The organism is Streptomyces sp. NBC_00258, from assembly GCF_036182465.1.
GTDB lineage: Bacteria > Actinomycetota > Actinomycetes > Streptomycetales > Streptomycetaceae > Streptomyces.
This window is the reverse complement of record NZ_CP108081.1, coordinates 9373814-9387155: the sequence shown is the minus strand read 5'-3', so window position 1 is coordinate 9387155 and position 13342 is coordinate 9373814. Positions and strand designations below refer to the sequence as shown.

Below are 13342 nucleotides of genomic sequence, written 5' to 3'. Positions count from 1 at the left end.
ATCCTGGTTGTCCACAGGGCCCCACACACCGACTTCTGGCCAGTAATCTCAGCCCACATGGAGCAGAGGCATCTCGGCCGTACCGGCCTTCGCGTGTCCCGCATCGGACTCGGCACCCTCACCTGGGGCAGGGACACCGACGAGCACGACGCCGCGGACCTGTTGAAGGGGTTCTGGGAAGCGGGCGGGACCCTCGTCGACACGGCCGATGTGTACGGGGACGGGGAGGCCGAGTATCTCCTCGGGCAGCTCATGGAGGGGCTGGTGCCCCGCAGGGACCTGGTGATCTCGACGAAGGCGGGGAGCGTGCCCGATCCGGACCGGCGCTTCGACGGTTCGCGGGGGCATCTGCTGTCCGCGCTCGACGCCTCACTCGCACGGCTCGGCACGGACTACGTGGACCTGTGGCAGATCCACGCCTTCGACCCCGAGGCGCCGCTGGAGGAGACCCTGCAGGCTCTCGACATCGCTGTCAGCAGCGGCCGCGTGCGGTATGCCGGGGTCTCCAACTTCTGCGGCTGGCAGTTGGCCAAGGCGGCGACCTGGCAGCTCGCGGCGCCCGGGACACGCACGCGGCTGGCCAGTACGCAGATGGAGTACTCACTGCTGCAGCGCGGTGTCGAGCGCGAGGTGCTGCCCGCGGCGCTGGACCTGGGCATCGGTCTGCTGCCGTCCTCTCCCCTGGGCCGGGGTGTGCTGACGGGCAAGTACCGGCACGCGACGCCGACGGACTCGCGGGGCGCGTCGGAACACCTGGCGCCGTTCGTCGCGCCGTACCTGGACGACGCGGCCAGCCGCATCGTGGACGCGGTGGCGACGGCCGCGGACGGCCTCGCGGTGACCCCGCTCCAAGTGGCCCTCGCCTGGGTCCGCGACCGGCCCGGCGTGGCCGCCCCGATCATAGGCGCGCGCAACGCGCTGCAGCTCACGGCCGCGTTGTCAGTGGAGACCCTTAGTCTTCCTGACGAGATCTGCCGAGCGCTCGACGATGTGTCAGCGCCGGTGCACCACTATCCCGATCACGACTGGAGCACGCTGTGACCACGGAGCCGTCCGCCGCCGCGGAGGAAGCCGAGCCGGGGACGCCGAGCGCCGGCCCCGAGTCCGGGGGGCCCGAGGCCGGGGCTCGACCGGATGAGACCGGGAGTCGACCGGATGCCGAGGCCCACGAGGCCGCCTCACCGGACGCGGGTGAGGGCGACACGGCCGAGGGTTCCGCGGACGGAAGCGTCGCCCCCGAAGGATCCGTCCCCGAAGGAGACGCGGCCGAGCCCGGTGACAAGGCCGCGGCCGGCGACGCCGCCGCGGGTGACAGCGCGGCCCAGTTGTCCGAGGCTGAGGCCGAGTTGGCCGCGCAGCGGGAGCTGCGGGAGCGGATCGAGCGGCGCAAGGCGGAGAAGGAGGGGCCTGTCCGGGCCGGGGCGAAGCTGAGCGGCAAGGCCGCCGATCTGCTCGCCGCCGTCCGGGCGGTGGAGAGCGGGGAGAAGCCCCCGGCGAGCGTCTTCACCGAGCCGGAGCCCGCGCCGCGCAGGTCCGCGCCGGAGCCGGTGCGGCAGCCGCAGGCCATGCCCACCGCCGCGCCCGCGCCGGTGGCCTCCGAAGCCGTCGACACCGTTCGGGCCGTGCTCGTCGAGGGCGGCGCCCCGGAGGCGCTGGCGGCGCAGATCGCCACCGTCCTCGGCGAGGGCGCGGACACGCAACTTCGCGAGGACCCGTGGCAGTTGCTCCGGGTGACCGGGGTGCGGACCGAGCAGGCCGACGGGTTCGCCCGGGCGCTGCTCGGCGCGGAGTGCGGTCCTGACGACGAGCGGCGGGGCCGGGCGGTCACGGTATGGCTCCTGGAGCAGGCGGCCCTCGCCGGGCACACGGCCCTGGAGGTCCAGGCGCTCCACGCGGCGCTCGCCCAGCGCTCGGTGCCGGATCCCGATGCCGCCGTGCAGAGCGCCCTCGCCGAGGGCGACGCCCTGATCTTCCAGGACGCGCTGGACGAGCCGGGCACGCCGCCGGCCCCCGCGCCCTCCGAGGACGAGGGCGAAGAGGGCGAGGCGGAGCGCCCGGTCCGCGTCCTCATCGGTCTGGAGCGGTACGCGCTCGCCGAGGAGAGCCTCGCCGACGGTCTCGCCCGGGTGGTCAACTCACTGCCCAAGGAGGACGGTTCGGCCGCGGACTGGGAGTCGGCCGCGACCGGCTCCGCAGCCGAGCTGATCCGCGCGGTCTCGGGCCACGGACTCGTCCTGCACACCGGCGGCGAGGCGTCCCGCGCGGAACCGGCGGCCCTGACCGCGGCCGCCCGGTCCCTCGGCCTGCGGGTGTGCGCCGCCGCCCACACCCCGGACGGCCGCCGCCGTTTCGCCGCCCTGCTCGCCGCCGCGGAGGAAGCGCGAGGCGCGACCGCACCGGACCAGTCGCACGACAGCTCAGCCGGGACGCCCGGCGGTGCCGACCCGGACGAACCCGTGACCACCGTCGCCGGACTGCTCTCCGGGGCCGAGGGTCCTGGGCGGGACACGGACGGCATGCTGCGGACCGACCTCCTGATCGTGCTCGACGCACCGCAGCTCGACGTGGAGAGCGCTGCGATGCTCGCGGAGTCGCTGCCCGACGGGGCCCGGCTCGTGCTGAGCGGGGACCCCGGGGTGCTGTGGTCGGCGGGCCCCGGCCGGGTCTTCGCGGATCTGCTCGCCGCGCGCGCGTGCCCGCAGGTCGCCTCGCGGACCCCCGACCCCGGCCCCGTCGGCGAACTGGTCTCGGGCATCGGCATCGGTGAGCTGAACCAGGTGGCCGCCCCCGGCAAGGAAGTCGTGATCGTCCCGGTGCGCGACGCCGGAGAGGCGGTCCACCGGACCGTGCAGCTGATCGCGGACTCGGTGCCGCGGGCCATCGGGATCCCGGCCGAGCAGACCCAGGTGATCACCCCGGGTCACGGCGGTGCGGCGGGCACCCGCGCGCTCAACACCGCGCTGAAGGAGCGGCTCAACCCCGGCCCCGGCCGCTTCGGCGGCTTCGACCCGGGGGACCGGATCGCGTACTCCCCCGCGCCGGGCCGCACGGTCCCGGGCCATGTGGTGAAGGCCGACGCCGACGGACTGCACCTGGAGTGCGCGGGCGCCCCCGTCGTCGTACCGAAGGAGCGGGTGGAGCAGGCCGTGCGGCACGGCTGGGCGCTCACCGCGCACCAGGCGGTCGGCGCCCGCTGGCCCGCCGCGGTCGTGGTCCTGCCCGGGGACGCCGCCCAGGCGCTCACCCGGCCCTGGATCTACACCGCCTTCGGCCGTGCCGAGCAGCACCTCTCCGTGGTCCACGGGGTGGATCAGGCACTGCCGCGCGCGGTGGCCGAGGTCGCCGCGAAGCCGCGTACGACCCGGCTGCCGGCTCTGCTCAGGGCCCAGGTTCCGGCGGCCGGCTGACGGCCCGCACCGGGCTGCGGTTCCCGACCTCCGGGCCCCGGACACACCGGTGGCGGTCACCGGGCTCCCCGCCCGACGACCGCCACCGAAAGAACCGGTAAGAACCGGCGGGAGCCTCAGCGATCCGCGTCCAGCGGCTCCAGGTCCTCGTCCTCGTCGAGCTCCGGCTCGACGGCGTCCTCGATGTCGTCGTCGAGGTCGGCCCCGGTCTCCTCGTCGAAGACGGCGCTGACGTCGAAGCGGCACACCACCTGATGCGGGTCGGCGTGGTCGAACGGCGCCTCCAGCCACTCGCCCGGCTCGGCGGGCTCGTCCGCGGCGGTGACCCACAGCGTGGAGTCGCCCTCCTCCAGACCGAACTCCTTGTGCCGGGAGGCGATCTCGTCGGGCTCGAACTCGCCGAAGAGGACACCCAGGGCACCGTGCACAGTCCCGGACGCGGCGTCGAAGCCCGCGGCCGCGGCCCCGGACTCCTCCACGGCCTCCACCCGCTGCGCCTGCGCCAGCAGCCGCTGCGGCTCCACCACTGTGTAGTCCCGGCGGATCAGCACGCTCAGCGCGTTGGGCTCCTCCGGCCCGGTGTACGGCAGCGCGTCCTCGGTGCCGGGGATCTCGAAGGGAGTGACCTCGTCATAACGGTCGTAGAGGAGCTCGTCGTACTCCTCGGCGGCCGCGGCCAGCTCGTTGAACGCCTCGTAGACGGCCGGGTCGTCCTCACCCGTCCTGCGCTCGACCGCCGCCAGGTGACGGTCGAGCGCGGCCTTGACCGCCTCGGCGGCGGCGCGTACCTCGGCAGCGGTGGGCTGCGCAGCATCAGACATAGTGCAGACGCTATCCGTACACGGCCTCCACACGCACAATAGATGCGATGCCGGAATACGAATTTGTCGACGTGTACGTGCCGCGCGGGGTCTCCCGCAAGGAAACGACACGACTGCTGACGGACCATGCCGAGTACGGACACTGGGAGTTGGACCGCCTCAGCCTCCACCCGGACGGCAGCCGCAGGGTGCGGTTGCGCCGGCGGATCATCCGCCAGGTGCGTGCCACGTGGTGACGAGGGACGGCTGAAACGGAGCGGGCCCCGCACGTGCGGGGCCCGCTCCGTCGACCCGACCCCCACGGGGGCGTGTTCACCTGCCCCTGGGGGCATTTGTGGTGCCATGACACTGTTTGTCCGGTGCCGTGGCACCGTTTGCCGTGTCATGGCGTCGTTTCACGCGGAGGCTCGTGCCTTGCGGTAGAGCACGGCGCCCGTCAGCAGCGCGCCCGCGCCCACCGGCAGCGCGAGGCCGAGCGGCAGCTCACTGCCGGTCTGTGCCAGCTGCTCGGACCCCTTGGGCTGTGAGACGGCCTGCGCGCCCGGGTGGTTCGGGTTCGAGGAGCCCAGACCCTCGCCACCGGGCCGCCCCGGTCCACCGGGGCCGCCGGGCTGACCCGGGTCACCAGGGTTGCCCGGGTCCCCGGGCTGTCCCGGCTTGCCCGGCTGACCCGGCTGACCCGGGTCCCCGGGGTCACCCGGCTGACCGGGCTTGCCCGGAGGGTTGGGCTCCCCGTGCCCGGGCGGCGTCGACCCGTGCCCGCCACCGGTGTTCGAGCAGTCGTTGCCCGTGGCCGCGTTGCCGACACCGCCGACGGAGACGCTGTTGCCGCAGACGTTGACCGGCACGTCCACCGGAACCTGGACGTGGTTGCCCGAGCCCACGCCGGGCGAGTTGCTGGTGTGACCCCCGGCGTGCGATCCGCTCCCGGCGTGCGATCCTCCGCCGGAGTGGTGGTGACCGGAGCCGCCGCCCTTGTTGGCGCACTTGTTGCCCACCGCCGGGTTGAGCACCCCGACGACGTTCACGGTGTTGCCGCAGACGTTGACCGGCGCGTGCACCGGCGCCTGCACCGAGTTGCCCGAGAGCACGCCCGGGGAGTCCGAGGCGCTGCCGTGCGCCCCCGAGTCGGCCTGCGCGTAACCGCCGGTGGCGGCGAGGACGCCGGTCGCGGCCGCCACCGTCATCAGGCCTTTGCGGGTGACCTGTCGCATAGCTTTTCCCTGCCTTGTGATCCTTGTGAGCCGTGCGGCTCCAGGAACGCGCACGCGCCGGGATGCGCGGGCGCGGAATACGGAATGCTGAACGCTGAACGCGGAATGTCGGCGGCCCCGGAGCGCATGGCGTGCGCTCCGGGGCCGCGGACTCGAGACCCTCATGGGTTTTCAGGCCTTCATGGGGTGCAGGCCCTCATGAGGTGAGCACAACGTCAGACGTTGGTGCAGGTGTTGCCGAAGGCAGGGTTCAGCAGCCCGATCACGGAGACCGTGTTGCCGCAGACGTTCACCGGCACGTGGATGGGCGCCTGGATGACGTTGCCCGAGAGCACACCGGGAGAGTGCACGGCAGCACCCTGAGCACCGGAGTCGGCAGCCGCGATACCCGCACCGGCGAGAACGATGCCACCAGTGGCAGCAGCAGCGGCGACGATCTTCTTGATCATTATTCCTCCTTGTTGGCAATGCGATCCCAGCCGCGGATCGCATCACCTGTAACGAGGAGGGAGTAATAGGGCTACGAGCTTATGAGCCCATTCACTCTTCTCAGTCGACTCCGTACGCGCTGGCGATTATTGGAGTGTCGTTTCAGCGGGTTAATTCAGGACGCTTCGTGGATGCGGCGGTTCAGGACGCCTCGATGAAGCGGTCCAGGACCCGCACCCCGAACTTGAGGGCGTCGACCGGGACCCGCTCGTCGACGCCGTGGAACATCCCGGCGAAGTCCAGCTCCGGCGGCAGCTTCAGCGGGGCGAAGCCGAAGCAGCGGATACCGAGGTCGTCGAAGGACTTGGCGTCGGTGCCCGCGGAGAGCATGTACGGGACGGCCCGGGCGATCGGGTCCTCGGCGGACAGCGCGGTCTGCATGGCGTCCACGAGGGCCCCGTCGAAGGTGGTCTCCAGCGCCTTGTCGGCGTGCACGTCCTCGCGCTTCACGTTCGGGCCGAGGATCCGGTCCAGGTCGGCGAGGAACTCCTCCTCGTACCCCGGCAGATAGCGGGCGTCGACGTGCGCGGTCGCCTGGCCCGGGATCACGTTCACCTTGTAACCGGCGCCCAGCTGGGTGGGGTTGGCGGTGTTCTGGAGCGAGGCGCCGATGAGCTTGGCGATGCCGCCGAGCTTGGCGAGCGTCGCGTCCATGTTCTCCGGGTCGAGCTCGGTGCCCAGCGCGTCGCCGAGTTCGTCCAGGAAGTGCCGCAGCGTCTTGGTCACACGCACCGGGAACTTGTGCCGGCCGAGCCGTCCGACGGCCTCGGACAGTTCGGTGATCGCGTTGTCCTTGTGGATCATCGAACCGTGTCCGGCGGTGCCGTCCACGGTCAGCTTCATCCAGTGCATGCCCTTCTGGGCGGTCTCCACGAGATACAGCCGCAGCTTCTCGTTGACCGTGAAGGAGAACCCGCCTACCTCGCCGATCGCCTCGGTCACGCCCTCGAAGAGGTCCGGGTGCTTGGTGACGAGGTGCTTGGCGCCGAACTTGCCGCCCGCCTCCTCGTCCGCCAGGAAGGCCAGCACGAGGTCCCGGGGCGGCTTGCGACCGCTGCGCATCCGGTCGCGTACGACCGCGAGGGTCATCGCGTCCATGTCCTTCATGTCGACCGCGCCGCGGCCCCACACGCAGCCGTCGGCGATCTCGCCGGAGAACGGGTGGTGCGTCCAGTCCTGGGCGTTGGCCGGTACGACGTCGGTGTGGCCGTGGATGAGCAGCCCGGGCCGCGAGCGGTCCTCCCCCTCGATCCTGACCACCGTGGAGGCGCGGCCCTGGTGCGACTCGAAGATCTGCGGTTCGAGTCCCACCTCGGCGAGCTTCTCCGCGACGTACTCGGCGGCCTTGCGCTCACCCGGGCCCGAGTGGTCGCCGTAGTTGCTGGTGTCGATCTGGATCAGCTCGCGGCAGAGGTCGACGACCTCGTCCTCTCCCGTGACGTTCCTGGTCGTGTCCGGCTCACTCACGCTGCTTCCTCCCACGCTGCCTGCCGGCGGTGTTCCCGTCGGCGGTGTCTCCCATCCTCCCTCTCCGACCCTGCCCACCCCAAGGGCGGACCAGGCCCGTCACACGTCGTTCACGCCCGTCGGCCCGTGATCGGGGGCCCTTGAAAGCCTGGTAATGTTTCCTTCGTCGCCGCGAGGGAAACCCGCGCGACAAACACCTTGTCCGGGTGGCGGAATGGCAGACGCGCTAGCTTGAGGTGCTAGTGCCCTTTATCGGGCGTGGGGGTTCAAGTCCCCCCTCGGACACACGAGATGAGTGAGGGCCGCGACCGACTGGTCGCGGCCCTCACTCGTTGTCTACGCCCCCTGGCTCGACGGTGTTACGGCCATGTGTGGGGCAGATCTCGTCAGGATGACATACCCCCACGTCAGAGCGTTGGGGCAAGCGCTCTCCAACCCCTCCTGGGGCCTCCTCACATGGCTGAGCCGCAGGTCCGGGGCTAGCGTCGTACTAAAGTTACACGCTTGTTTGGAGCTGACCGGAATATCCCCAGGCGTACCTGCGGGCCCGACGGCTCCCCCGGACGTTCCGGGAACGACACGTGAGGACCCGATGGCAGCCCTCGAGCAAGGACCCGCACTCGCGCTGTTCGACGAAGAGGTGCGCGCGGAGTTCGGCGACCCGGCCCGCTTCACCGCCGCTTCCGCCGCCTCGCCCCGCACCCTCGTCGACATCCTCGACGCGTCCGTACGGGCCCACCCCGACGAGCCCGCGCTGGACGACGGTCACCGCTGCCTGAGCTACCGCGCCCTGGCCATAGAGGTCGAGGCCCTGAGGCGGCGGCTGAGCGCCGCCGGGGTGGGCCTCGGGGACCGCGTGGGTGTCCGGGTCCCGTCGGGGACCAACGAGCTGTACGTGGCGATCCTGGCGGTCCTCGCGGCGGGCGCCGCCTATGTGCCGGTGGACGCCGAGGACCCGGACGAGCGGGCCGAGCTGGTCTTCGGCGAGGCCGGGGTGCGGGCCGTCGTCGGCGCCGGGCACCGGCTGACCGTCAACGGGCGCAGCGAGGCGTCCGCCGCGCGGCCCGGTGTCGAGCACGACGCCTGGATCATCTTCACCTCCGGTTCGACCGGGAAGCCCAAGGGCGTGGCCGTCAGCCACCGCAGCGCCGCCGCCTTTGTGGACGCCGAGGCCGAGCTGTTCCTGACCGACGACCCGATCGGCCCGGGTGACAGGGTCATGGCGGGCCTCTCCGTCGCCTTCGACGCCTCCTGCGAGGAGATGTGGCTGGCCTGGCGCTACGGGGCCTGTCTGGTGCCCGTGCCGCGCTCCCAGGTGCGCAGCGGCGCCGATCTGGGGTCCTGGCTGGTCGAGCAGGAGATCACCGTCGTCTCCACCGTGCCGACGCTGGCCTCCCTGTGGGAGCCGGAGGCTCTCGACGAGGTCCGGCTGCTGATCTTCGGCGGCGAGGCCTGCCCGCCCGAGCTGGTGCAGCGCCTGGTCACCGAGGGCCGCGAGGTCTGGAACACCTACGGGCCCACCGAGGCCACCGTCGTCGCCTGCGCCTCCCTGATGACCGGCGAGGAGCCGATCCGTATCGGGCTGCCGCTGAACGGCTGGGAGCTGGCCGTCGTCGACGAGTCCGGCGAGCCGGTGCCGATGGGCGGCAGCGGTCAGCTCGTGATCGGCGGGGTGGGCCTGGCCCGCTATCTCGACCCCGAGAAGGACGCCGAGAAGTACGCCCCGCTGGAGTCGCTCGGCTGGGAGCGCGCCTACCGCAGCGGCGACCTGGTCAAGGCCGAGCCGGAGGGGCTGATCTTCCTCGGGCGGGCCGACGAGCAGATCAAGCTCGGCGGCCGTCGGATCGAGCTGGGCGAGGTGGACACCGCGCTCCAGGGACTGCCCGGTGTCGCGGGCGCCGCGGCGGCCGTACGGACCGCCCGCAGCGGCAATCAGCTGCTCGTCGGCTATGTGGTCACCCAGGACGGCTGGGACCACGCGACGGCCGTCGAGAAGCTGCGCGCCGAGCTGCCCGCCGCGCTGGTCCCGCTGCTCGCGCCGGTCGCCGACCTGCCGACCCGGACCTCGGGCAAGGTCGACCGGAACGCCCTCCCGTGGCCCCTGGAGGGCCTGGAGATCGGCGGGCCCGCCGAGCAGCTGTACGGCACCGAGGCCTGGCTCGCCGAGCAGTGGAGCGAGGTGCTCGGCATCCCCGTCGGTTCGGCGCGGGACGACTTCTTCGCGATCGGCGGCAGCAGTCTCGCCGCCGCCCAGCTCACCACCCGGCTGCGTACCCGCTACCCGAGCGCGGCCGTGGTCGACATCTACCAGCAGCCGGTGCTGCGCAAGCTGGCCCGGCATCTGGAGAAGTCCGCTCAAAGTGACGGGGCCACCCGCGAGATCGCGCCGGTGCCTCTGCGCGCCAAGGTCGTCCAACTGCTGGTGCTCGTCCCGCTGTTCACCCTGCTCGGGCTGCGCTGGACCGTGGCGCTGGCCGCGCTGGGCAACGTACTGCACTGGTTCGGTCCGTATCCGTGGGTGCCGACCGCCTCGTGGTGGGTCGTCGCGGCGGGGGCCGGACTGCTGTTCAGTCCGCCGGGGCGGCTCGCGATCGCGGCCGGTGGTGCGCGGCTGCTGCTGCGCGGTCTGAAGCCCGGGCGGTATCCGCGGGGCGGGAGCGTGCATCTGCGGCTGTGGACGGCCGAGCGGCTCGCCGAGTTCAGCGGGGCGACCTCGCTGACGGGGTCGTGGCTGGAGCGGTACGCGCGTGCGCTGGGCGCCAAGGTCGGGTCCGACGTGGATCTGCACTCGCTGCCGCCGGTGACCGGCATGCTCAAGCTCGGCCGGGGTGCCGCCGTGGAGTCCGAGGTGGACCTGTCGGGGCACTGGCTGGACGGCGACCGGCTGGAGATCGGCCCGGTCAAGGTCGGCGCGCACGCCGTGGTCGGCACCCGCAGCATCCTCTTCCCGGGCGCCCGGGTGGGCAAGCGGTCCGAGGTGGCCCCCGGTTCGGCCGTGTCCGGACACATCCCGACCAGTCAGCGGTGGGCCGGAGCTCCCGCGGCCAAGCTCGGCAAGGCCAAGCGGGACTGGCCCAAGGAGCGCCCGCAGAAGGGCACGTACTGGCGCGTGATGTACGGCGCCACCGGCTTCGCGCTCTCCGCGTTGCCACTGGTCGCGGGCCTGTCCGCGCTGCTCGTGGCGAGTGTCTTCGTCTCGCCGGACGCCGGGCTCGGCGAGGCGCTGCGGGGTGCCGCCGTCGCGCTGGTGCCGGCGACGCTGGCCTTCGGTCTCACGTACGCGCTGATTCTGCTGGTCAACGTGCGGCTGCTCAGTCTCGGGCTGCGGCCCGGTACGCATCCGACGCACAGCAGGATCGGCTGGCAGGCCTGGACGGTCACGCAGCTGATGGACCGCTCCCGCGAGACGCTGTTCCCGCTGTACGCCGGGCTGGCCACGCCGGTGTGGCTGCGGCTGCTCGGGATGCGGATCGGGCGGGGTGCCGAGGTGTCAACGGTTCTCGCGCTGCCGAGCCTGACGACGGTCGGCGAGGGCGCGTTCCTGGCCGACGACACACTGACCGCGCCGTACGAGCTCGGGGGCGGCTGGATGCGGATCGGGCGGGCGGAGATCGGGCGCCGGGCCTTCCTCGGGAACTCCGGGATGACCGCGCCGGGCCGGTCCGTGCCGGACGGCGGTCTGGTCGGTGTGCTGTCCGCGACACCGAAGAAGGCCAAGAAGGGCAGCTCCTACCTGGGGCTGCCGCCGGTCAAGCTGCCGCGCTCGACGCAGGGCGGCGACCAGAGCCGTACGTACGACCCGCCCGCGCGGCTGCTGTGGGCGCGCGGTCTTGTCGAGCTGTGCCGGATCGTGCCCGTCTTCTGCTCGGCCGCGCTGGCCGTGCTGACGGTGGCGGCGCTCAGCGCGCTCGGGGCATGGGCCTGGGCGCTCGCCGGGATCGTGCTGCTGGGCGCCGGGGCTGCCGCGGGGCTGCTTTCCGTGATCGCCAAGTGGCTGCTCGTGGGGCGGCACCGTACCGGTGAGCACCCGCTGTGGAGCGGTTTCGTGTGGCGCAACGAGCTGGCCGACACCTTCGTCGAGGTCGTCGCCGTGCCGTGGTTGGCCGGGTCGGTGCCGGGTACTCCCGTCATGAACCTGTGGCTCCGCGGCCTCGGCGCCCATATCGGCAAGGGCGTCTGGGTGGAGAGCTACTGGCTGCCCGAGACGGATCTGGTGACGCTTCAGGACGCGGCGACGGTGAACCGTGGCTGTGTGCTGCAGACCCACCTCTTCCACGACCGGATCTTGCGGACGGATACTGTGGTCCTCCGTGAGGGCGCCACCCTGGGCCCGGGCGGAATCGTTCTGCCCGGCAGCACCGTCGGGGCGCGCAGCACACTGGGACCCGCGTCCCTCGTCATGGCGGCGGAATCCGTTCCCGACGACACCCGTTGGCTGGGCAACCCGATCGAGGCATGGCGTCCCTAGGCGCGGCCCGTACGGCGCCCGGGGAGGGAACACCGGCACGCCGTACGAGCACAGCGCAGGGAGCAGACACTTCAGTGGTTCAGCAGACAGTGGGAGCGGATCCGTACTTCCCGGCGAACGGTGATCCCCGTTACCGGGTGCATCGGTACGAGCTCGCCCTGGACTACCGTCCGGGACCCAACCGGCTGTCCGGCACCGCGCGCCTGAACGCCATAGCGGGCCGGTCGCCGGTCGCCGAGTTCCAGCTGAACCTGGCCGACTTCCGGATCGGGCGGGTCAGGGTCGACGGGCGGACGACGCACTACACGCACCGCGGCGGCAGGCTGCGGATCCGCCCGCCGAAGCCGATCCGGGCCGGGGCCGCGTTCACCGTGGAGGTGCACTGGTCGGGCAACCCCAAGCCGGTCCGCAGCCCGTGGGGCGGCCTCGGCTGGGAGGAGCTGGAGGACGGGGCTCTGGTGGCCAGCCAGCCGGTGGGGGCACCGTCCTGGTACCCGTGCAACGACCGCCCGGCGGACAAGGCCTCGTACCAGATCTCGATCACCACGCCGTCGGCGTACTCGGTGGTGGCGGGCGGCCGGCTGCTGACCCGTACGACGAAGGCGTCCACGACGACGTGGGTGTACGAGCAGTCGGCGCCCACGTCCAGCTATCTGGTCGGGCTGTCCGTCGGGACGTACCAGACCGTGCTGCTCGGCGATCCGGGTCTCGGCGGTGTTCCGCAGGCCGGACACATTCCGGCACACCTGCTCACCGAGTTCTCCCGGGACTTCGCGCGGCAGCCGTCGATGATGCAGCTGTTCGAGGAGCTCTTCGGTCCGTATCCGTTCGGCGAGTACGCGGTCGTCGTCACCGAGGAGGAGCTTGACGTCCCGGTGGAGGCGCAGGGGCTCTCCCTGTTCGGCGCCAACCACGTGGACGGGGCGCGGAGTTCGGAGCGGCTGGTGGCGCACGAGCTGGCCCACCAGTGGTTCGGCAACAGTGTGAGCATCGCCGACTGGCGGCACATCTGGCTGAACGAGGGGTTCGCGAAGTACGCGGAGTGGCTGTGGTCCGAGCGGTCCGGCGGGCGCAGGGCCCAGGCGCTCGCGGGCCTCGCGCACCGCAAGCTGTCCGGGCTGCCGCAGGACCTGAGGCTGTCCGACCCGGGTCGCAAGCTGATGTTCGACGACCGGCTCTACGAGCGCGGCGGGCTGCTGCTGCACGCGGTGCGGTGTGCGCTGGGCGACGACGCGTTCTTCCGGATGCTGCGCGGGTGGGCCTCGGTGCACCGGGGTGGCACGGTCACCACGGCGGCCTTCACGACGCATGTGGCCCGGTATGCGACCGAGCCGTTGGACGACCTGTTCCGGTCGTGGCTGCATGAGACGGCCTTGCCGCCGGTGCCGTCCCCCTCGGCGGCGATTCCCGCGCGGCCGCCGTATCCGCCCTCGAACGCCGACTCCGCGTAGCGCCGGGCGGGCTCCGGCTCGCCGC

9 protein-coding genes and 1 tRNA gene are annotated in these 13342 nt (G+C 72.2%); 6 read left to right on the top strand and 4 right to left on the bottom strand.

Annotated features, from left to right (window positions below; translation table 11 throughout):
• Positions 1-57 precede the first annotated feature (57 nt).
• Complete coding sequence (locus OG718_RS41780) at positions 58-1041, top strand: aldo/keto reductase (protein ID WP_143635708.1); 984 nt, start codon at positions 58-60, stop codon at positions 1039-1041.
• Positions 1038-3407, top strand: coding sequence for a helix-hairpin-helix domain-containing protein (locus OG718_RS41775; protein ID WP_328846636.1), 2370 nt, complete (start codon positions 1038-1040; stop codon positions 3405-3407). Before OG718_RS41780 ends, OG718_RS41775 begins: the two co-directional genes overlap by 4 nt.
• 116 nt (positions 3408-3523) lie before the next feature.
• On the opposite strand, the gene OG718_RS41770 is transcribed toward OG718_RS41775, so the two are convergent.
• Entirely contained in the window at positions 3524-4228 is a 705-nt protein-coding gene (locus tag OG718_RS41770) for a hypothetical protein (RefSeq protein WP_143635711.1), read from the bottom strand.
• 47 nt (positions 4229-4275) lie between these two features.
• On the opposite strand from OG718_RS41770, the gene OG718_RS41765 reads away from it, so the two are divergent.
• Positions 4276-4464 (top strand): DUF5703 family protein, encoded by a 189-nt coding sequence (locus OG718_RS41765; protein WP_033323315.1) that lies wholly within the window; start codon positions 4276-4278, stop codon positions 4462-4464.
• A 159-nt stretch (positions 4465-4623) separates the two neighbouring features.
• On the opposite strand, the gene OG718_RS41760 is transcribed toward OG718_RS41765, so the two are convergent.
• From OG718_RS41760 to OG718_RS41750, 3 genes are all read right to left on the bottom strand, one after another.
• Entirely contained in the window at positions 4624-5442 is an 819-nt protein-coding gene (locus OG718_RS41760; RefSeq protein WP_328846635.1) for a chaplin, read from the bottom strand.
• A 215-nt stretch (positions 5443-5657) separates the two neighbouring features.
• Positions 5658-5891, bottom strand: a complete 234-nt coding sequence (gene chpH, locus OG718_RS41755) for a chaplin ChpH (protein WP_055613317.1) — start codon at positions 5889-5891, stop codon at positions 5658-5660.
• Positions 5892-6072: 181 nt separating this feature from the next.
• A complete protein-coding gene (locus OG718_RS41750) occupies positions 6073-7398 on the bottom strand; it encodes a M20/M25/M40 family metallo-hydrolase (protein WP_143635714.1) in 1326 nt (441 codons plus the stop codon).
• A 200-nt stretch (positions 7399-7598) separates the two neighbouring features.
• Here OG718_RS41750 and OG718_RS41745 point away from each other — a divergent pair.
• The 3 genes from OG718_RS41745 (at position 7599) to OG718_RS41735 (ending at position 13317) form a co-directional block, all read left to right on the top strand.
• A tRNA-Leu gene (locus OG718_RS41745) sits at positions 7599-7683 on the top strand.
• A 307-nt stretch (positions 7684-7990) separates the two neighbouring features.
• Positions 7991-11866: a Pls/PosA family non-ribosomal peptide synthetase gene (locus tag OG718_RS41740; RefSeq protein ID WP_328846634.1), complete on the top strand. Its 3876-nt coding sequence runs from the start codon at positions 7991-7993 to the stop codon at positions 11864-11866.
• Positions 11854-13317 (top strand): M1 family metallopeptidase, encoded by a 1464-nt coding sequence (locus OG718_RS41735; RefSeq protein ID WP_328846633.1) that lies wholly within the window; start codon positions 11854-11856, stop codon positions 13315-13317. The genes OG718_RS41740 and OG718_RS41735 overlap by 13 nt, the downstream gene beginning before the upstream one ends.
• Positions 13318-13342 lie beyond the last annotated feature (25 nt).

Coding starts and splice junctions, on each gene's coding strand:
- OG718_RS41740 (WP_328846634.1), top strand. CDS start 7,991: ATGGCAGCCCTCGAGCAAGGACCCGCACTCGCGCTGTTCGACGAAGAG.
- OG718_RS41735 (WP_328846633.1), top strand. CDS start 11,854: ATGGCGTCCCTAGGCGCGGCCCGTACGGCGCCCGGGGAGGGAACACCG.
- OG718_RS41760 (WP_328846635.1), bottom strand. CDS start 5,442: ATGCGACAGGTCACCCGCAAAGGCCTGATGACGGTGGCGGCCGCGACC.
- OG718_RS41765 (WP_033323315.1), top strand. CDS start 4,276: ATGCCGGAATACGAATTTGTCGACGTGTACGTGCCGCGCGGGGTCTCC.
- OG718_RS41770 (WP_143635711.1), bottom strand. CDS start 4,228: ATGTCTGATGCTGCGCAGCCCACCGCTGCCGAGGTACGCGCCGCCGCC.
- OG718_RS41780 (WP_143635708.1), top strand. CDS start 58: ATGGAGCAGAGGCATCTCGGCCGTACCGGCCTTCGCGTGTCCCGCATC.
- chpH (WP_055613317.1), bottom strand. CDS start 5,891: ATGATCAAGAAGATCGTCGCCGCTGCTGCTGCCACTGGTGGCATCGTT.